The 19,040-nt window shown below is 71.0% G+C and carries 18 protein-coding genes; 10 read left to right on the top strand and 8 right to left on the bottom strand.

Annotated features, from left to right (window positions below):
- Positions 1 to 93 precede the first annotated feature (93 nt).
- From FHS29_RS08165 to FHS29_RS08155, 3 genes are all read left to right on the top strand, one after another.
- Entirely contained in the window at positions 94 to 1,782 is a 1,689-nt protein-coding gene (locus FHS29_RS08165; RefSeq protein ID WP_184689690.1) for a serine/threonine-protein kinase, read from the top strand.
- 114 nt (positions 1,783 to 1,896) lie between these two features.
- Positions 1,897 to 2,700 carry a purine-nucleoside phosphorylase gene (locus FHS29_RS08160; protein WP_376774394.1) on the top strand — a complete coding sequence of 268 codons (804 nt, stop codon included), beginning with the start codon at positions 1,897 to 1,899 and terminating at the stop codon, positions 2,698 to 2,700.
- Positions 2,697 to 4,313, top strand: coding sequence for a phospho-sugar mutase (locus tag FHS29_RS08155; RefSeq protein ID WP_184689688.1), 1,617 nt, complete (start codon positions 2,697 to 2,699; stop codon positions 4,311 to 4,313). The genes FHS29_RS08160 and FHS29_RS08155 overlap by 4 nt, the downstream gene beginning before the upstream one ends.
- On the opposite strand, the gene FHS29_RS08150 is transcribed toward FHS29_RS08155, so the two are convergent.
- On the bottom strand, positions 4,300 to 4,623 hold the full coding sequence (locus FHS29_RS08150) for a hypothetical protein (protein ID WP_184689686.1): 324 nt from the start codon (positions 4,621 to 4,623) through the stop codon (positions 4,300 to 4,302). The genes FHS29_RS08155 and FHS29_RS08150 overlap by 14 nt on opposite strands.
- 336 nt (positions 4,624 to 4,959) lie before the next feature.
- Between FHS29_RS08150 and FHS29_RS08145 the strand changes: the two genes are divergently transcribed.
- Together FHS29_RS08145 and FHS29_RS08140 are read left to right on the top strand one after the other, a co-directional pair.
- Positions 4,960 to 5,409 carry a flavodoxin family protein gene (locus FHS29_RS08145; protein ID WP_184689684.1) on the top strand — a complete coding sequence of 150 codons (450 nt, stop codon included), beginning with the start codon at positions 4,960 to 4,962 and terminating at the stop codon, positions 5,407 to 5,409.
- 148 nt (positions 5,410 to 5,557) lie between these two features.
- Positions 5,558 to 5,962, top strand: coding sequence for a TM2 domain-containing protein (locus FHS29_RS08140; protein WP_184689683.1), 405 nt, complete (start codon positions 5,558 to 5,560; stop codon positions 5,960 to 5,962).
- A 130-nt stretch (positions 5,963 to 6,092) separates the two neighbouring features.
- Here the strand turns inward: FHS29_RS08140 and FHS29_RS08135 are convergent, their stop codons facing one another.
- From FHS29_RS08135 to FHS29_RS08120, 4 genes are all read right to left on the bottom strand, one after another.
- On the bottom strand, positions 6,093 to 7,001 hold the full coding sequence (locus tag FHS29_RS08135; protein ID WP_184690087.1) for an aldo/keto reductase: 909 nt from the start codon (positions 6,999 to 7,001) through the stop codon (positions 6,093 to 6,095).
- Positions 7,002 to 7,048: 47 nt separating this feature from the next.
- Positions 7,049 to 7,432, bottom strand: coding sequence for a MerR family transcriptional regulator (locus FHS29_RS08130; protein ID WP_184689681.1), 384 nt, complete (start codon positions 7,430 to 7,432; stop codon positions 7,049 to 7,051).
- 195 nt (positions 7,433 to 7,627) lie between these two features.
- Entirely contained in the window at positions 7,628 to 8,011 is a 384-nt protein-coding gene (locus tag FHS29_RS08125) for a type II toxin-antitoxin system death-on-curing family toxin (protein ID WP_184689679.1), read from the bottom strand.
- Between the two features lie 378 nt (positions 8,012 to 8,389).
- Entirely contained in the window at positions 8,390 to 8,596 is a 207-nt protein-coding gene (locus FHS29_RS08120; RefSeq protein WP_015105038.1) for a type II toxin-antitoxin system VapB family antitoxin, read from the bottom strand.
- Between the two features lie 74 nt (positions 8,597 to 8,670).
- Here FHS29_RS08120 and FHS29_RS08115 point away from each other — a divergent pair, with 74 nt between their 5' ends.
- Positions 8,671 to 9,264: a TetR/AcrR family transcriptional regulator gene (locus FHS29_RS08115; protein WP_184689678.1), complete on the top strand. Its 594-nt coding sequence runs from the start codon at positions 8,671 to 8,673 to the stop codon at positions 9,262 to 9,264.
- A 63-nt stretch (positions 9,265 to 9,327) separates the two neighbouring features.
- Here the strand turns inward: FHS29_RS08115 and FHS29_RS08110 are convergent, their stop codons facing one another.
- The gene (locus FHS29_RS08110) at positions 9,328 to 10,617 is read right to left on the bottom strand and encodes a glycoside hydrolase family 18 protein (protein WP_184689676.1); all 1,290 of its coding nucleotides are present in this window, start codon (positions 10,615 to 10,617) and stop codon (positions 9,328 to 9,330) included.
- Between the two features lie 210 nt (positions 10,618 to 10,827).
- Here FHS29_RS08110 and FHS29_RS08105 point away from each other — a divergent pair, with 210 nt between their 5' ends.
- Positions 10,828 to 11,679 carry an NAD(P)H-binding protein gene (locus FHS29_RS08105; RefSeq protein WP_221455498.1) on the top strand — a complete coding sequence of 284 codons (852 nt, stop codon included), beginning with the start codon at positions 10,828 to 10,830 and terminating at the stop codon, positions 11,677 to 11,679.
- 38 nt (positions 11,680 to 11,717) lie between these two features.
- On the opposite strand, the gene upp is transcribed toward FHS29_RS08105, so the two are convergent.
- A complete protein-coding gene (upp, locus tag FHS29_RS08100; RefSeq protein WP_184689673.1) occupies positions 11,718 to 12,341 on the bottom strand; it encodes a uracil phosphoribosyltransferase in 624 nt (207 codons plus the stop codon).
- A 68-nt stretch (positions 12,342 to 12,409) separates the two neighbouring features.
- Here upp and FHS29_RS08095 point away from each other — a divergent pair, with 68 nt between their 5' ends.
- Positions 12,410 to 17,722 (top strand): WD40 domain-containing protein, encoded by a 5,313-nt coding sequence (locus tag FHS29_RS08095; RefSeq protein ID WP_184689671.1) that lies wholly within the window; start codon positions 12,410 to 12,412, stop codon positions 17,720 to 17,722.
- An 11-nt stretch (positions 17,723 to 17,733) separates the two neighbouring features.
- On the opposite strand, the gene FHS29_RS08090 is transcribed toward FHS29_RS08095, so the two are convergent.
- Positions 17,734 to 17,934: a hypothetical protein gene (locus FHS29_RS08090; protein WP_184689669.1), complete on the bottom strand. Its 201-nt coding sequence runs from the start codon at positions 17,932 to 17,934 to the stop codon at positions 17,734 to 17,736.
- Positions 17,935 to 18,032: 98 nt separating this feature from the next.
- On the opposite strand from FHS29_RS08090, the gene FHS29_RS08085 reads away from it, so the two are divergent.
- Positions 18,033 to 18,869: a helix-turn-helix domain-containing protein gene (locus tag FHS29_RS08085; RefSeq protein ID WP_184689668.1), complete on the top strand. Its 837-nt coding sequence runs from the start codon at positions 18,033 to 18,035 to the stop codon at positions 18,867 to 18,869.
- A complete protein-coding gene (locus FHS29_RS08080) occupies positions 18,866 to 19,039 on the top strand; it encodes a DUF397 domain-containing protein (protein WP_246440007.1) in 174 nt (57 codons plus the stop codon). Before FHS29_RS08085 ends, FHS29_RS08080 begins: the two co-directional genes overlap by 4 nt.
- Position 19,040 lies beyond the last annotated feature (1 nt).

The following is a 19,040-nucleotide window of genomic DNA, read 5'->3' as shown; positions in this document are numbered from 1 at the left end:
CCGCAGTGTTACCCACTAGTAGTACGACGGCTATGTGAGTTTCACCGCCGTGAACGATGCAGCCAGTGTTCCACGCTGGTGGACAATGCCGCGGTGGAGACCGAGCGCCTGATCGCGGGCCGCTACCGCCTGCGCCACGTCCTGGGCCGCGGGTCGATGGGCACCGTGTGGGCCGCGCACGACGAGGTGCTGCGCCGCGACGTGGCGGTCAAGGAGGTGCTCGTCCCACCGGGCATGCCCGACGTCGAGGCCGACCTGCTGCGGGAGCGCACCCTCCGCGAGGCCCGATCGGTCGCCCAGCTGACTCACCCGAACGTGGTCACCCTCTACGACGTGGCGCAGGTCGACGGCGACCCGTACGTGGTGATGGAACTCGTGCCGTCCGCCTCCCTGGCCGACCTCGTGCGCCAACGCGGCCCGCTGACCGCCGAGCAGGGCGCGGTGGTCGCGGACGCCGTGGCCGCCGCCTTGGAGGCCGCCCACCGGGCCGGCATCACGCACCGGGACGTGAAGCCGGGCAACGTGCTGGTCGCGGACGACGGCCGGGTCAAGCTGACCGACTTCGGCATCGCGCGCAACGTCGCCGAAGCCACCCTCACCGGTCGGGGCATCGCCCTGGGCACGCCCGCGTTCATCGCGCCCGAGGTGGCGGCGGGCGGCGCGGTGTCCCCGGCGGCCGACCAGTGGTCGCTCGGCGCGACCCTGTTCGCGGCGTTGACCGGTCAGCAGCCGTACGAGGGCACGAACCTCATGCAGACGATCAACCAGGTCGTGCACGGCGAGGCGCCCTCGGCGGCCGTCTGCGGCGCCCTGGAGCCGGTGGTCGCGGGTCTGATGGCCAAGGACCCGACCAGCCGGATGTCCCTGGCCGACGTCCGGCGCGCGGTCCGCCCGCTGCTCCCCGAGCCGGGCACCGACGTGTTCCCGTCCGACGCCGGCACCCGACCGGTCGTGCCGATCGTGCGTCCCCGTCCCCCGGTGGCGAAGACCCCGGTGGCGAAGACCCCGGTCCCGCCCGACACGCCGCTGGCCGCCGACCCCGGCCCGCTGCCGTTCCGGTCCGACGCGCGCACCCGGGACGTCCCGCGCCGCACGTCGCCGACCGCCCTGGTCGCCGTCGGGGCGCTGGTGCTGTTCGCCATCGGCGGCGGCGCCGGCTTCGCCCTGACCCGGACGCTGGCCGGTGCGCCCCTGCTGCCGCCGCCGGCGGTCAGCGCACCGCCGCTGCCCGGGATCGCCGACGAGGTGCCGCTGCGCGTCACCACCGCTTCCGCCGCCACCGCGAACGGGGAGCAGGGCGCGGAGTTCACCATCGAGGTGGGCGCGGACTGGACGAGCTTCCTGGAACAACGGGTCAACAAGGGCCTGATGCCGAGCACCGTCGTGCACCTGGTCGAGCCGACCGGGGTTTACGAGGTGACGGTGCAGCGCTTCGCCGACTACTACCCGAGGGGCTCGGTGGACGACTACCTCGACCTGGTCCGCTCGCGCTGGCCGAAGGACCAGTACTTCGGCGAGGCGACCGACGTCACCGACCCGCTGGACCCGTCCGCCGCGGAACCGCCGGTGCAGTTCAGCTACCGGACCGTGGAGAAGGCGACTTCGCTGGGACGCCCGTCCGACAGCGCGGGCCCCGACCTGCGGCGGTCGCGGTACTCCCGGGTGCTGCCGCGCGGGGCGGACCTGTGGGTGGTGGAGGTGGTGTTCCCGACCGAGCAGGAGGAGATGGGCCGCAACAAGCTTTTCAACACCATCGCCAACACGTTCACCGTGGTCGGGTGACGCGGCTTCGCACGACGTGGTGGTGCCCGGCGACGAGCACCCGTTCACGACTCGTCGCGGATCGCGACCGCAGCAGTGCGGGCAACAGGCGGGTTCGGCCATTAGGCTCGCGCCGTGACCGCCATCAGTGAAGACAACGCCCTGGAGGCGCAGGCCGCCGCCGTTCTCGCCGAGCGGACGGGGATCGAACGGCATGACATCGCCGTGGTGCTCGGGTCGGGCTGGCGACCCGCCGCCGACATCATCGGCGAACCCGCCGCCGAGGTGGCCATGGGAGACCTGCCGGGGTTCGCCGCCCCCACCGCGTTCGGCCACGGCGGAACCGTGCGATCCGTGCCGGTCGGCGACAAGAACGCCCTGGTGATGCTCGGCCGCACGCACGGCTACGAGGGCAAGGGCGTGCCGAAGGTCGTGCACGGGGTGCGGACGGCCGTGGCCGCCGGGGCGCGGACGGTGGTGCTCACCAACGCGGCCGGTGGTCTGCGGCAGGGCATGTCCGTCGGCCAGCCGGTGCTGATCAGCGACCACCTGAACCTGACCTCGCTGTCGCCGCTGGTCGGCGCGCGGTTCGTGGACCTGACCGACCTGTACTCGACGCGGCTGCGGGAGCTGGCGCGGGAGATCGACCCGTCGCTGGAGGAGGGCGTCTACGCGGGGCTGCCCGGTCCGCACTTCGAGACGCCCGCCGAGATCCGGATGCTGCGCACGATGGGCGCGGACCTGGTCGGCATGTCGACCGTGCTGGAGGCGATCGCCGCGCGGGCGGAGGGGGCCGAGGTGTTCGGGCTGTCGCTGGTCACCAACCTCGCGGCGGGCATCACCGGCGAGCCGCTGAACCACGAGGAGGTGCTGGAGGCGGGCGCCGCCGCGGCCAACCGGATGGGCACGCTGCTGCGGGAACTGGTGGCCAGGGCATGACGTTGACCCCGGCCTTGCGGGACGCCGCGTTCCGCTGGATCGCCGACGACCCGTCACCCGAGGACCGCGCCGAGCTGCAGGGCGTGCTGGCGCGGGCGATGGGCGGTGACCCGGCGGCCCTGGACGACCTGGCCGACCGGATGGCGGGCACGCTGACGTTCGGCACGGCCGGCCTGCGGGGTCCGGTGCGGGCCGGGTCGAACGGGATGAACCGGGCGGTGGTCGTCCGCACCACCGCCGGGCTCGCCGACTGGCTCAAGGCGCGCGGTGACGTCGGCACGGTGTTCGTGGGGCGGGACGCCCGGCACGGGTCGGAGGAGTTCTGCACGGCCACCGCGTCGGTGCTGGCGGGCGCGGGCTTCACGGTCCGGGTGCTGCCGGCGCCGTTGCCCACGCCCGTGCTGGCCTTCCTGGTGCGCAAGCACGACGCGGTCGCCGGCGTGCAGATCACCGCGTCGCACAACCCGCCCGCCGACAACGGCTACAAGCTCTACCTGGCCGGTGGCGGGCAGATCGTGCCGCCCGCCGACCGGGAGATCGAGGCGGCCATCACGCGGGTGCCGGCGGCGGTGTCCGTTCCGCTGTCCGACGACTACCTGCCGGTCGGCGACGCGGAGGTGGAGGAGTACCTGGAGCGCGTCGCGTCACTGCCCCGCGGGACGGCCCGCGACCTGCGCGTGGCGTTGACCCCGATGCACGGCGTGGGCGGGCAGACGGCGGTGGAGGCGTTGCGGCGCGCGGGTTTCACCGACGTGCGGGTGGTGCGCGACCAGGCCGTTCCGGACCCGGGGTTCCCGACCGTGTCGTTCCCGAACCCGGAGGAGCCGGGCGCGGCCGACCGGCTGCTGGAACTGGCCGCCGCCGACGACGCCGACCTGGCGATCGCGCTGGACCCGGACGCCGACCGGTGCGCACTGGGCGTGCGGGAACGGGACGGGTCGTGGCGGATGCTGCGCGGCGACGAGACCGGCGTGCTGCTCGGGTCGCTCGTCCTGTCCACTGTGGACGAGCCAGATCCGTTGGTGGCCACCACGATCGTGTCTTCGTCGCTGCTGAAGTCGATCGCGGCGGCGCACGGCGCCCGGTACGCCGAGACGTTGACCGGCTTCAAGTGGCTGGTGCGCGCGGGCGACGGCCTGGTGTTCGCGTACGAGGAGGCGCTGGGCAACTGCGTCGACCCGCAGTACGTGAACGACAAGGACGGCATTTCGGCGGCCGTCGTGGCGTGCGACCTGGCGGCCGGGTTGAAGGCGTCCGGGCGGACCCTGCTGGACGCCCTGGACCAGCTCGCGCTGGACCACGGCCTGCACCTGACCGACCAGATCTCGCTGCGGTTCACCGACCTGAGCCGGATCGGCGCGCTGATGGCGCAGCTGCGCCGGGATCCGCCGGAGGGCTTCGCGTTCGAGGACCTGCTGCCGCGGGCGGACGTGGTGCGCCTGACCGCCGACGGCGTGCGGGTCGTGGTGCGGCCCTCGGGCACCGAGCCGAAGCTGAAGGCGTACCTGGAGGTCGTCGAACCGGTCGACGACCTCGCGGCGGCACGCGCGCGGGCGTCCGAGCGCCTGGCGGCGCTGCGGACTCAGGTCTCCGACCTGCTCACGACGCGATAGCGATCAGCAGGCAGAGGACCGCGACGGCCAGGGCCCCGCCCGCCACCAGCCAAGGACGCCTGGTCGGCGGGCTGACCCGATTGCCGGTCAGCGCCGCGACCGCGATCCGCCCGGAGATGTAGCTCACCGTCGACAGCGCGACACCGGTCGCGAGGATCATTGTGTTGACGTCCCACGGGCTGTGGTCCACTCCCGGCCACACCCCGATGAACACCAGCGGCAACCCGATAAGCCCCAGCCCGATCCCGACGCCACCACCCCAGGTGATCCGCCGGTTCCGCGTCATCGTCGCGATGCTGCGAGTGTCCATGTCTCCCTCCCGAGTACACCTACAAAGACGCGCGTGGCCCGCCTCGGTTCCGCCCGGCCTTGTCGGGTTCGGGCGTTGCCGCCGTCGTGCTTCGCGCCCACGCCCCGCACCCACGCCCCGCACCCGCGTATTGCACCCGCGTATTGCACCGCGCCCAGGCTTCCGCCGCCGCCCGGAGCCGTCGTCCCGCAGTGCCCGGTAGCGCCCTGAGGACCGGACGTTGCCCACCGCTCGGCGACCTGCCGGGGGCGGTGCGCATCAGGCGACCTCTTGCTCCCGCGCCGCCCAGGGTACCGAGAGGTTGCACGTGAGCGGGCCTCACGGGAGTCTGGCGGCGTGCCGAGGTTGCTGATCGTCCACCACACGCCGTCACCGGGGATGCAGGAGCTGTTCGAGGCGGTGGTGAGCGGGGCCGGCGACCCGGAGATCGAAGGCGTGGAGGTGGTGCGCCGACCCGCGTTGAACGCTTCGGTGACAGACGTTCTGGAAGCAGACGGTTATCTGCTCGGCACGCCCGCCAACATCGGGTACATCAGCGGCGCGTTGAAGCACTTCTTCGACACCGTCTACTACCCGTGCCTGGACGCGACGCGGGGTCGCCCGTACGGCGCGTGGGTGCACGGCAACCAGGGCACCGAGGGTGCGGTGAAGGCGTTGAGGGACATCACCGGCGGGCTGGGGTGGCGTGCCGTGGCGGAGCCGGTGTCGGTGAGCGGTGGGCCGGACAAGGCGGCGCTGGAGGCGTGCCGGGAGTTGGGCGCGACGGTCGCCGCGACGCTGATGTGACACGTAACGCCGCGCTCACCCTCCGCGATGGTCAGCCGTGATGGCGTAGCCGACCAGACGGAGGCGTTCGATGACCAACCCTGCCGGACCCCCGCCGATGTGCGGGTCGTGTGGTGCTTACTTACAGCCGCCCAACACGAGCTGCACGGTGTGCGGCACCGTCCAGTGGCCCCAGCAGCCGCCCGTCTTCATCCCGCACGCCCCACCGGCGACGGGTCCGCAGCCGGTGCAGTACGCGACGGGTCCGCAGCCGGTGCAGTACGGCGGGTACGGCGCGCCGATGCCGATCCGGGGTGTGGTGACGGCCAAGTCGCCGGGGATCGCGGTGCTGCTGTCGTTCCTGTGGCTGGGGGCCGGGAACCTCTACGCCGGGCAGACCGCGTTGGGCATCATCCTGATCATCGTCAACTTCCCGCTGGCCATCCTCGCGATGACCGTGCTCGGGCTGATCATCGCGTTCCCCGTCTGGCTGATCCTCGCGGTGCTGGGGATGGTCATGGCGGCGCAGGGGGCGAAGGACTTCAACCACCGCAACGGCATCATGGTCCGATGACCGTGGCGGAAGGCTCCGGCGCCCGGACACAGGGCACAGGGCACAGGACCGGAGCCTTCTCGACTCGTCGTGGGTTCTGCCCAGGAACCGCCACTGGCTGATCAGCTCCTGGCGGACCGGGGGTTCTCCGCTACTTGTTCGACAGGCGCAGCATCTCCGGCGGGTACCGGTCACCGGCGGCGGTCGGCGCGGCGTCCTCGATCGCCCGCAGGTCGTCGGCGGACAGCTCCAGGCTCGCGGCGGCGACGTTCTCCTCCAGGTACTTCACCCGCTTGGTGCCGGGGATCGGCACGACGTGCTCGCCCCGGTGGTGCACCCAGGCCAGCGCGAGCTGACCGGCGGTGACGCCCCGTTCGGCGGCCAGCGCCCGGAGCGCTTCGACGATCGCGAGGTTGCGCGCGAAGTTCTCGTCGGCGAACCGGGGCATGTTCCGACGGGTGTCGTCCTCCCCCAGTTCGGCGGTCGACGTCACCCGGCCGGTGAGGAACCCGCGACCCAGCGGTGAGAACGGCACGATGCCGATGCCCAGCTCCGCGCAGGTGGGCGCGATGGTGTCCTCGATGTCCCGCGTCCACAGCGACCACTCGCTCTGCAACGCGGTGATCGGGTGCACGGCGTGCGCCCGGCGGATCGACTCCGCACCGGCCTCGGACAGCCCCAGGTAGCGGACCTTGCCGTCGCGCACGAGGTCCGCCATGGCCCCGACGGTCTCCTCGATCGGCACGGTCGGGTCGACCCGGTGCTGGTAGTACAGGTCGATGTGGTCGACGCCGAGCCGGCGCAGCGACGCCTCGCAGGCCCGCTTCACGTACTCGGCGTCACCGCGCGGACGGCGTTCCGGGTCGCCGAGGGCGAACTTCGTGGCCAGCACGACCCGGTCGCGGCGGTCGGCGACGGCGCGGCCCACCAGCTCCTCGTTCGCCCCCGCCCCGTACACGTCGGCGGTGTCGAGCAGCGTCACGCCGAGTTCCAGCGCCCGGTGGACGGTGGCGATCGACTCGGCGTCGTCGCCCTTGCCGTAGGACTGGCTCATGCCCATGCAGCCCAGGCCCTGGGGCCCGACTTCGAGTGTGGTGCCCAGCAGTGTCACGCGGTGATCCCTTCGACGAACGTGTGCTCGATCTGCTCGTAGTGCGCGATCTTGTACTCCAGCACGTCGAGGCACGACTGGAGTTCGGCGATCCGCTCGCGCACCGACGCCCGGTGCTCGAACAACATCTGCTTGCGCCTGCCCGCCGTCGCCGCGCCGTGGTGCCGGAGCTGCGCGTACTCGCGCATCATGCGGATCGGCATCCCGGTGGTGCGCAGCCGGGTGAGGAAGACGAGCCAGCTCAGGTCGTCATCGCTGTAGCTGCGTCGTCCTCCGGAGTCCCGGGCAGGCGGGTCGACCAGCCCGATCCGTTCGTAGTAGCGCAGCGTGTCGATGGACAACCCACTGCGCTCAGCCGCCTGGGCGATCGAGTAAGTCACCCCACGACGGTAGGAGCTGGAGTGCACTCCAGGTCAACCCGGTTCGGCCTACCGGCTCGCGTTCCGGTGGGCCGGAGCCGGTGGCAGGCTCGCCGCGGGTCGGTTCGCGGAGCCCGATCCGGCGTTGTCCGAGCACGCCGGAACACGCTGTGCCCGACCGACGATGTGCTCGGTCGAGCAAGCTCCGGATGGGCGTCAGTCGTCCTTGGGTATGCCCCAGGCCTCCAGGTGGGCGGCCATGCCGGCCACGTCGATCTGCTCCCGGCCCAGGGCTCTGACCAGGTCGAGCGCTTCGTCTTCGGCCGCGTCGATCCACCAGCCGTTGATGTCGCACAGCGTCACGGCCGCGACCCAGCCCAACCTCCAGTTGCCCTCGGCCAGCGGCCGGGTGCGCACGATGGAGTCGAGCAGGGCCGAGGCTTTCAGCCAGAGCGAGTCGTATGCCTCGACCCCGAGCACCGTGGCCCGTGGCCGGTGCGCTGCGGAGTCGAGGAGACCTAAGTCGCGCACGACCAGATCCCCGCCGGTGACGGCGGTCGCCAGCACGAGCAAGTCGCCGGCGTCGAGGTAGTTGACCACTGCTTGACGCGCTCCCTGTCCTGAGGGGCGGGGATTTCGGCGCGGCCACGCCGCGTCCGGGATGCCTGCGGCACCACCACCGACCACCTCAGGTCTGTATCGCCTGACCGCCCAGCCGGCGGCGAGGATGTTGTCGACCTCGCGGGGCACCGTGGTGCACTCCGGACGCGGCCCGATCTTCAACGGCGCACCATACCGGGGTGCCGGTGGTCGGCGTGCGCGTTCACACCGGTGAACGAGGTACTCGATCCCGCTACGTCGATTGAGCTGCACGAACACAGACTATCGAACAGCAGTTCGAACGTACGGGTCCTTCACTCGAACGTGTGGACCAGTCACATACGCCGGACGTACGAGGCCGTGTCTCAGCAGGCGGGTTCAGGCCGAGCCGAGCCGGTCGAGCAGGCCCCGGTACTTCGGCAGCACCCGCCCGAGGACCTCGGACAGCTGCTCCTCCTTCTGCAGCCGCGCCCAGCGCTCCGCCAGCGCCAGCCGGACGACCTCCTGCTTCGACCGGCCTTCAGCCGCGGCGAGCTCGTCGAGCCGCCGGTTCTCCTCATCGCTCAGACGCAGGGTCATCGCCATGCCAAGGACGGTACCAACTTGATACCACGGTGACCAGACCATGTTTTATAACACTGTTGCGATACGATGTGCCGGTGCCGAGACCGAAGACCCACGACGACGCGCTCCGCGTCCGCCTGCTCGACCGCGCCGGCGAGCTGCTGTCCACGGAAGGACCGGGCGCTCTGAGCTTGCGCAGGCTGGCGGCGGATGTCAACACCTCGACCACCGCCGTGTACTCGCTGTTCGGCGGCAAGCCGGCGCTGCTCGACGCGTTGTACGGGGAGGCGTTCCGCAGGTTCGGCGACCGCCTCGCGGCACTGCCCAGGACCGACGACCCGGTGGAGGACATCGTCCAGCTCGGGCTCGCGTACCGGGCCAGCGCGCTCGCCGACCCGCAGTTCTACCTGGTGATGTTCAGCAGGGTCATCCCGAACTTCGAGCCGTCCGAACAGACCAGGGCCGCCGCCGCCGAGACGTTCGTGCCGCTGGTCGAGAACGTGGGCCGGGCCGTCGACTCCGGCCTGTTCGTGGCCGCGCCGCGCGAGCGGATCGCGCTGGCGATGTGGGGCGTGGTGCACGGCCTGGTCAGCCTGGAGCTGAACGGCAACCTGCCGCCCGGCGTGGAGATCGCACCCTCCTACGAGCCGGCGATCCGCGCTCACGCCGAGGGCTGGCGCCGCCGGTAGGAAGGGGGTGGGGGCCGGGGAGGCGGCCGCCGCGAAACCTCCCCGGACCCCGGTGGACTGCCCTTATCGGGACAGCCCGTCTGTGAGGCCGCGGATGAGCTCGCCGTCGGCGGTGTCGCCGTCCAGCGACCAGATCATCGCGCCGCCCAGCCGGCGTTCGGCCACGTAGCGACCCTTGCGCTTGAGCTCGGTCGGGTCGTCCCAGGTCCAGAACGTCGTGCCGTCGAACAGCCACGCGTGCCCGGCCTTCGGGTCGCGGTGCACGGTGAACTTGCCCAGCTGCGCCTTGAGGATCCGGTAGTCCTCGTACCCGGCCTCGTAGGTGGCGGGCGCGGGCCCGGTCGCCGGCTGGAACAGGCCGTTGTTCTCGTTGCGGACGCCGGTCCAGCCCCGGCTGTAGAACGGCACGCCCAGCACGACCTTGTTCCGCGGCGCGCCCTTGCGCAGGTAGTGGTCGACGGTGACCTGCGAGCTGAACTTCGGCGAGGTGGGGTCCGCGGCCGGCGTGCGGATCGAGGACTGCTGGTTGGTCAACGGCTCCCACGCACCGTGGTAGTCGTAGCCCTGGACCGTGCCGAAGGTCAGCAGGCCGAACACCTTCGAGACCTCGAAGCCGCGGTCGATGAAGGCCGGGTTCGCGGGCAGGAACGCGGTCAGGTCGTAGGACCGGCCGGTCTGCCACGTCAGCCTGCCCAGCTGCTTGCGGTACTCGCGCAGCAGGGCGGTGAAGTTCTCCCGGTCCTCGGTCCGGATCACGTTGCCCGGCGCGCCCTCGCTGGACGGCCACTCCCAGTCCAGGTCGATGCCGTCGAACAGGCCCGCCGCCGCGCCGGGTGCCGCGCCGACCAGGTTGCCCTTGAGCCACAGGTCGATGCAGGACTTCACGTGCGCCGCGCGGGACTCCGGGGTGAGCGCCGCGTCGGAGAAGTACTTCGAGCCGGTCCACCCGCCGAGCGAGATGTTGACCCGCAGCTTCGGGTGCTTGGCCTTGAGCTGCTTGAGCTGGTTGAGGTTGCCGAGCAGCGGCTGGGCGGGGTCGTCGGCCTTCCCGCTCACGCTCTGCTCCGCGCCGAACGGCCGCTGGTAGTCGGCCCACGGGTCGGAGCTGACGCACTTGCCGCCCTGGTCGAGGAACCCGAACGCGTAGTTCAGGTGCGTGAGCCGGGGTGCGGTGCCGTTCGTGACCAGGTCCTTCACCAGGAAGTTCCGGTCGTACCCGCTCCAGTTGGTGTAGTAGCCCACGGTACGCGGCTTGTCACCGTGCCCGTGGCCGTGCGCCAGCGCCTGGGGCGCGAACGACACGGTGAGCGCGGACACCAGGAGGGCGGGGAGCACCCATCTCCTGCTCGTCATGCTTCTCCTCGCAAGGGGCGACAGCGGTCTCTGTGGTCCAGACCACGGTAGGGGTGAGGTCTAGACCACCTCTACGGCCGAACGGCCGAATCCGGTCCTACCGATCCCGATGCGCGGGTCATCGGTCTTGCAAAAGTTTGCATGTGCGCTGGCGGGCGGGGCGCGCTAGCGTCGCGTTGTTCAAGTTTGAACAGGGGCTCACAAGGGGGAATGGTGACGATCCTGGTAACCGGCGCGACCGGCAACGTCGGCCGACACGTGGTCGACCTACTGGTGAAAGAGGGGGTGCGACCGCGGGCGCTGACCCGCAACCCGGACAAAGCGGGCCTGCCCGCTGACGTCGAGACTGTGAAAGGCGACCTCACCAAGCCCGACGAACTGCCGCTCGACGGCGTGACGGCGGCGTTCCTGCTGCCGGTGCTGGAGGGCGACCGGGCCGCGGACCTCGCGCGGGCCTTCCTGGAGCGGGCGCGGGACCTGCGCCGGGTGGTGTTCCTGTCCACCGACGCGGTGGCCGTCCAGCGGCCGGGCAGCAACGAGCCGCACCAGTCGGTGGAGAAGGTCATCGAGGCCGCCGGCGTCGAGTGGACGCACGTCCGACCCGGTGAGTTCATGTCCAACAAGATGATCTGGGCGGAGACGATCAGGCGGGAGAACGTCGTGCGGGCCGCCTACCCGGACGCGATCGGCACGCCGATCCACGAGGTCGACATCGCGGAGGTCGCGGTGCGCGCGCTGCTGGACGACGGGCACGCCGGCCGGGCGTACCGGCTCAGCGGGCCGGAGGCGTTGACGACCCGGCAGCAGGTGGCCGCGATCGGCGAGGGCCTCGGCCGGGAGATCCGGTACGAGGCGCTGACCTACGGCCAGGCGCGGGCCACGCTCATCCGGGACGTGGGCCTGCCGTGGGACATCGCCGAGTACATGATGGGGTACTACGCCCAGTTCAACGAGGAGCCCGCCGACCTGCTGCCCACGGTCGAACAGGTCATCGGTCGGCGGGGTCGGACGCTGGCCCGGTGGGCGGCCGACCACGCCGGTGAACTGTCGGTGCTGAACTAGTGCGCTGAACTAGTGCTAGCGGCGCGGTCCGGTCCCGGCTAGACCGCGCCGTACTGGCGATCGCCGGCGTCGCCGAGCCCCGGGACGATGAACCCGGAGTCGTTCAGGCGCTCGTCGACGCTGGCGGTCACCAGGCGCACCGGCAGACCCGAGTCCGCCAGGTGCTCGATGCCCTCGGGCGCGGCCAGGGCGCACACCGCCGTAACGTCCGTCGCCCCACGATCTGTGAGCAGACGGATCGTGTAGGCCATCGACCCGCCGGTGGCGAGCATCGGGTCGAGCACGAGCACCGGGCGGCCCGCCAGCGACTCGGGCAGCGACTCCATGTACGGCGTCGGCTGGAGCGTCTCCTCGTCCCGGGCGAGTCCGACGAACCCCATCTGCGCGTCCGGGATGAGCTTGTGCGCCTGGTCGGCCATGCCCAGCCCGGCCCGCAGCACCGGCACCAGCAGCGGCGGGTGGGCCAGGCGGTAGCCGGTGGTGCGCGCGACCGGCGTGTGCACCCGTTCCTCGGCGACCGGCGCGTCGCGGGTGGCCTCGTACACGAGCATCACGGTCAGCTCGTGCAGCGCGGCACGGAACGCCGCGTTGTCGGTGCGCGCGTCACGCATGGTGGTGAGCCGCGCCCTGGCGAGGGGGTGTTCGACAACGAGGACGTCCATGGTCGAACAGTATGTGGTACGAGTAGGCGATGCCCGACGGCTCGTTACCGACTTCCGTGGTGCGTTTCGTGGACGGCTCGGGACACATCGTCGGCACCGGCGTCGTGGTCAGCCGCACGCACGTGCTCACCTGCGCCCACGTGGTCAACCTCGCCCTGGGCCGGGAACCCCGGGCCACCCCCCGCCCGGCCGACCCGGTGCCGGTCGAGTTCCCCGCGCTGCCCGGCCTCGCCACGCCCGCGACGGTCCACTCCTGGACGCCCCCGCCGCCGCGCGAAGGCGTGGCGGGTGACGACATCTGCGTGCTGTCGCTGGACGTGCCGGCGATCGTGACACCGGCGAAGCTGATCAACACGCCGCCGCGCGCCGGGCACCCGGTCGACGTGTTCGGCTTCCCCGCCAACCGGCCGGACGGGGCGTGGGTGCGCGCGGTGGTGCGCGGCCAGGTGTCCGGCCGGCTGCTCCAGCTGGACAGCGAGTCGGCGCTGCGCGTCCAGCCCGGCTACAGCGGCGGACCGGTGTGGGATCCGGAGACCGGCCGCGTGGTCGGCATCATCGCGACCGCCGCCGGGCAGGACAGCTACGCCATCCCGGCCGACCGGCTGCGCACCGCGTCGCCGGACCGGCCTCCGGTGCGGCGCGGTGACCGGATCTCCCTGCTGCACCTGGCTTCCACCCGGTTCGGCGCGGACGAGCGGTGGTTCGGCCCGTTGCACGGGTCGCTGGCCGACGCGCGCCCCGATCTCGTGGTGTTCAGCGGCGACCTGACCGAGGGCGGCAAGCCGAGCGAGGTCGACCGCGGCTTCCGATTCCTCGCGCAGTTGGCCGAGGCGGTGGAGCTGCCGCGCGAGCGGGTGGTGGTGGTCCCGGGCGCGAGCGACGTGAACCGGTTGGCGTGTCAGGCTTACTTCGCGCAGGAGGAGGCGCTGGAACGGCTGCCCGTGCCGCCGTACTGGCCCAAGTGGGCACCGTTCGCGGCGGCGTTCGACGAGTTCTACGACGGCAAGGTGACGTTCACGCCGGACGAGCCGTGGACGTTGTTCGAGGTGCCGGACCTCTTCGTGGTGGTGGCCGGGCTCAACTCGACGTTCCACGACAGCCACCTGACGTCGAAACCCGGTCTGGGTGCCGGGCAGGCGGAGAGGTTCACCGCGCTGCTGAGGGACTACCGGCTGCGCGGGTGGCTGCGGCTGGGCGCGGCGCACCGCTGGCCGGGCGACCCGGGCCTGGCCGACCGCGACCGGCTCAGCCTGTGCCTGACCGGGGACGGCGAGGTGTCGCGGATGCCCACCGGGATGCCGGTCGTGCCGGTCGCGGACAGCTCCTACCAGCTGATCACCCTGCACCCCATGGACATCACGCGGACTGTCCGGAGATGGCAGGGCGGCTGGGTCGACGTGGGGACGGAACACATGTCCGCGGAGTGGGAGTCGGCGCGGGCGACCTTCACCCTCGTCGACGCCCCTAGAGTGATCGACAGGTCCTCGAACTCGTTGCGCGGCACGTTCTTCGAGCGGGTGCACGAGGCCACCGTGGTGTCCCAACCGACCGCGACCGTCACGCCGCGGGCGGACCAGTCGTACCTCCGGGTGTCGAAACCCCGCGAGGGCGGCGGGTTCGAGCAGTGGCCGGTTGGCGTGGCGGGTGGCCCGGTGTCGGAGGAGGACGTCGACCGGTTCATCGTGCACGTGCACAACTCCTTCGCCGCAGCGGATCCGTCGGTGCCGTCCGAGATCGTCTACAGTGGACCGCCAGCCGCCCCGGAGGTGGTCCTGTCAGCGCAACGCCGAGGCGTGCGGTTGCGGAGCTTCGTCGAATACCAGGGCCTGCTGGACCTGCGGTCGTTGGCCGACCGCCAGGCGCAACGACTGGCCTCCGACCCGGTGTACCCGGCAGAGCTGTACGTGCCGCAACGGTTCGCGATGGTCGGCTCGACCGAGGTGAAGGACGACGTGCTGGGCCAGGTGATCGACTGGCTCGGTCGCGAGGCGGCCCGGTTCGTGATGGTGCTGGGCGACTTCGGGCGCGGCAAGTCGTTCCTGCTGCGCCAGTTGACCCGGCAGCTGCCCGAGCACCTGCCCGGACTGCTGCCCGTGCTGGTGGAGCTGCGCAGCCTGGAGAAGGCGCCGACGCTGGACGAACTGCTGGCGCAGCACCTGGTCCGCGAGGGCGTGGAAGCGGTCGACGTGGCCAAGCTGCGGTACATGATCAGCAGCGGGCGGCTGGCGTTGCTGTTCGACGGGTTCGACGAGTTGGAGCTGCGGGTCGGGTACGACAACGCGGCGGACTACCTCGGCGTGCTGCTGCACGCCGTGACGGACCGGGCGAAGGTCGTGCTGACCAGCCGGACCCAGCACTTCCGCTCCACCAACCAGGTGCTGACCGCGTTGGGGCAGCAGGTCTCCGCGTTGACCGCCAGCCGGGGGGTGGTGCTGGAGGACTTCACCGACGACCAGATCCTGGACTTCCTCACCCGGCACTACCTGGGTGACGCGGACCGGGCGGCGAAGCGGTTCGCGCTGCTCGGCGCGATCAGCGATCTGCTCGGCCTGTCCCGCAACCCGCGGATGCTGTCGTTCATCGCGGACCTGGACGAGGACCGGCTGCTGGAGGTGCGGCGGGAGCACGGCCGGATCAGCGCCGCCGAGCTGTACCGGGAGCTGGTGGACTTCTGGCTGGTGCACGAGGCGGAACGGCAGCGGCACCGGTACGGGACGCCGTCGTTCGACGACGTGGAACGGCTCGCGGCGTGCACGTCGCTGGCGCAGCGCCTGTGGGAGACCACCTCGTCGACCATCCGGACGACCGACTTGGCCGAGACCGTCGTCACCACGCTGACCCGGCTGGCGGAGCGCGGCTACTCGATCGACCAGGCCGCCCACGCGGTCGGCTCGGGCACCCTGCTGGTGCGGACCGAGGACGGCGGGTTCGCGTTCGTCCACCAGTCGGTGATGGAGTGGCTGGTCGCCAAGGTGGCCGCAGACGATCTGCTGGCAGATCGTCTGGACACCGCCATCACCCAGCGGAAGATGTCCAAGCTGATGGTGGACTTCTTCTGCGACCTGGCGGGGCACCAGGCCGCCGTGCGGTGGGCCCGGGCGGTACTCGCGGATCTCGACGCCGGCGACGTGGCGAAGCGGAACGCCACCGCCGTCGTGCAGCGGTTGGACACCTGGGCCAGGTTGGAGCTCTCCGGAGTCGATCTGCGTGCCAACGATCTGAGCACACTCGATCTGCGAGGCGCCAATCTCAGCGGTGCGGACCTCAGCGGTCAGCGCCTGGTCAACAAGGACCTCAGCGGCGCGAACCTGGCGAATGCCAACCTGACCGACGTCCGCATGTTCGGCGGCGACCTCACCGGCGCCACCCTGACCGGCAGCCGCTGGCACCGCGCCGCCCTGCTGGGCGTCACCGGCACCGAACACGGTGAGCTGGCCGACGCGGCGGTCAGCGGTCGCGACCGGGTAGCGGCGATGGTCGCGCCGCTCGCCGAGGACGTGAGCGCGGTCGCCTTCTCCCCGGACGGCGAACTGGTCGCACTGGCCCGCGTGCACGGGGTCGAGCTGCGCGACACGAAGACCAACAAGCCGGTCCGGTTCTGGCGCGGACACGCCAACCCGGTGGAGGAGATCGCCTACTCCCCCAACGGGAGGCTGGTGGCGACGGTCGAGTCGGACGGCCGTGCCTACCTCTGGGACGCGATGACCGGCGAGCCGCGCGCCGAGATCGAAGGACTGGTCCGCGGCCGGATCGCGTTCCTGGCGGACCGGGTCCACCTGGTCGGCCTGGGCGTCGAGGGCGAGGTGCGGTTCTGGGTGGTCCGCACCGGGGCTCTCCGCGACGCGTTGGCGGGTCGGTTCGAGAGGTTGGCGGTCGCATCGAACGGGGTGTGGCTGGCCACCGCAGCGGCCGGCGGCGTGGTCCAGGTCTGGGCTCTCGACGGCCACGAGACGCACCAGATCAGGGTGGACTCCGAGGTCCACCGGCTCGCGCTGTTCGACGACACCACGGTCGCCGTCGGCTCAGAGGACGGCGCGGTGGAGATCGTCGACACCGCGTCCGGTATGCCGGTCGCGCGCGTGGCGACCGGTCACGGGCCGATCGAGGACCTGGCGTTCTCGCCGGACGGCACGCTGCTGGCCACCACCGGTCAAGGCGCCGACGTGGCTGTCTGGGACATGGTGACGGGCGTCGAAGTGACTTCGTTCTCGGCCCGCTTGGGCGTCGGCGCACTGGTGTTCGCACCGGACGGGAAACGCATCGCGGTGGCGGTGGAGGACGGCTCGGCGTTCCTGCACCACATCCCCGACGGGAACCGCCTGGGGGTGCTCTCCACCGAGTGGCGCGGGGTCGGCGCGGTGTCGTTCACGCGGAACGGCGCCGCTCTCGCCACTTCCTGCGACGGCCTGATCAGGCTCTGGGACACCCGGACCGGGGTCGCCCGGCGCAAGTCCCGCATCGTCGACCGGGACATCCGGCAGGTGCGGGTCTCGCCCGACGGCACCCGAGCGGTCACGACTACCACCACAGGTGTCGCGAAGGTCTGGCCGTTGCGCGAGGTCGGGGAGTCCGTTCGGATCGGCGACGACGTCGTCCACGCGGTGGCCTTCTCCCCGGACGGCGAGCGGATCGCCACCTGGCACGAAAGAGGCCGGCTCCGGACCTGGTACAGCCGGACCGGAGCCCTGCTCACCAGCACCTCCGCGCCCGGTCTCGCGACGGCCTACGTGCTGGCGTACTCGCCGAACGGCCGCCGCATCGTCTCCGGGCACGTCGACGGCACCGCGCGGGTCTGGGGCGGCCAACACCCGGTCGTGCTCGGCCACCACGACCTCGAGGTGGAGACCGTGGCGTACTCCGCGGACGGCAGGCACATCGCCACCGGTTCGACCGACGGCAACGTGAAGATCTGGACCACCCGCGGCCACCTGCTGACCACGATCTCCATCCAGCGCAGCATCTGGGCAGTGGCGTTCTCCCCGAACGGCGAGCGCGTCGCCGCCGCGTCTTCCGACGGGTTCGCACGGGTCTGGAGCGTGAACGGCGAACTGCTCCTGACCCTCACCGGCCACACGACGTTGGTGCGGGACGTCGCGTTCTCCCCGGACGGCGAGCACATCGCCACAGCCGCCGAGGACGGCACCGCGCGGATCTGGGATGCCGGGACCGGCGCGGAGGTGGCGACGCTCGTGCACAGCGGGGACGGGGAGATCGTGCTGTTGCCGGACGGGTCGTACAAGAACGAGAACGGCCTTCCGGTGGACGACGTGTTCTGGTCGATCAAGCAGTGCCGGTTCGGTGAGGGCGAGTTGGACGCGTACTACCCGCACATTCGGCAGTTGTCGGATGATGCGCCTATTCCGGTGACTCGGCAGGGTTGAGCGGTGGTCGGTCAGCGGTGGCGGTGGGCGGCCAGGTAGTCGAGTTCGCGGTGGGCTTCGGCCATTTCGACCACCGTGCGGAAGTGTTCCGCCAGGGCGTCGAGGTTCGGGGTGGGCGGCGGGGCGGCGGGCTCGTCGGTGTCCGGTGGGAGGATTTTGACGGCCAGGTGCCAGTCGGCGTAGGTGCCGGTGATCTTCCAGGTCTGTTCCACGCGGAATACGTTCCCCCCCTTGCGTTTTGGTCTTGCAATGCGCACCTTCGGGTGACACCCCTTTCTTGCCCCGGTGGCAAGGCGGAACTCTCTGGGCCATGACACGCAAGGGGGCGTCCGTCCGGCAGCGGCGGGTTTCTACGGAACTGCGGGCTCTGCGCCTGGCCAGGGGATTGAGCTGCGCCGAGGTGGCCGATGCGATCGGCTGTTCGGAGAGCAAGATCAGTCGGATGGAGACGGCCAACCGGGGCCTGTACGCCGATGAAGTCGCCGCGATACTCGGGTTTTTGCAGGCTCCACCGAAGTTGCGGCAAGAACTGGTCGCACTGGTACGGGCCGGAGAGGACCGGAACTGGCACGCCATCCACGGCAAACTGCCCAACAACTGGAAGAACCTCATCGACTTCGAGGGTCAGGCCGAGGCGCTCTACAACTACGAGCCGCTGGTCATTCCCGGCCTCGCCCAGACCGCCGACTACGCGCGGGCGGTGATCAAGGGCACCGACGGCCGGTTGTCCGACGGCGAGGTCGATGGTCTGGTGGCGGCCAGGATGAGCAGGCAGGTCATCCTCGGGCGGGTGGATATTCACCTGCTCATCGACGAGACGGTGCTCCGGCGTGCCTTCGGCGATCCGCCGATGTTGCGCGCGCAGCTCCAGCACCTGGTGGCCCTGGCCAGCCGGTCGACCGTCGCGATACAGATCGTTCCCTTCGACACAGTGGCTCATCCGGGAGTCGAAGGCTCGTTCCTGCAGTTGGAGTTCGCGGATCAGCCGTCGTTGCTCTACGTGGAGAGCCGGAACACCAGCACCTTCCTCGAGGAGGAGATCTACCTGGAAGGGGCTAGGGATGCCTGGCGGGCGCTGCGTACCTTGGCCATGTCACAGGAGGAGTCGGTCGGGTTGATCGCCAGGCTCGCCGGCAAGGCGACATGAGACGGGAAGTGCAGCCGATGACATGGCGCAAGAGCAGCTACAGCACCAGCCAGGCCAACTGCGTGGAAGTACGGCACCTCGGCACCACCATCGCCATCCGGGACTCCAAAAACCCCAACGGACCGGTCCTGGTACTGCCCAAGGTCAACTGGCACGGCCTCACCCGCTGAA

The sequence above is a fragment of the Saccharothrix tamanrassetensis genome (assembly GCF_014203665.1).
GTDB classification, from domain to species: domain Bacteria; phylum Actinomycetota; class Actinomycetes; order Mycobacteriales; family Pseudonocardiaceae; genus Actinosynnema; species Actinosynnema tamanrassetense.
The sequence above is the reverse complement of the archived record's forward strand: the minus strand, read 5'-3'. Positions and strand labels throughout refer to the sequence as shown.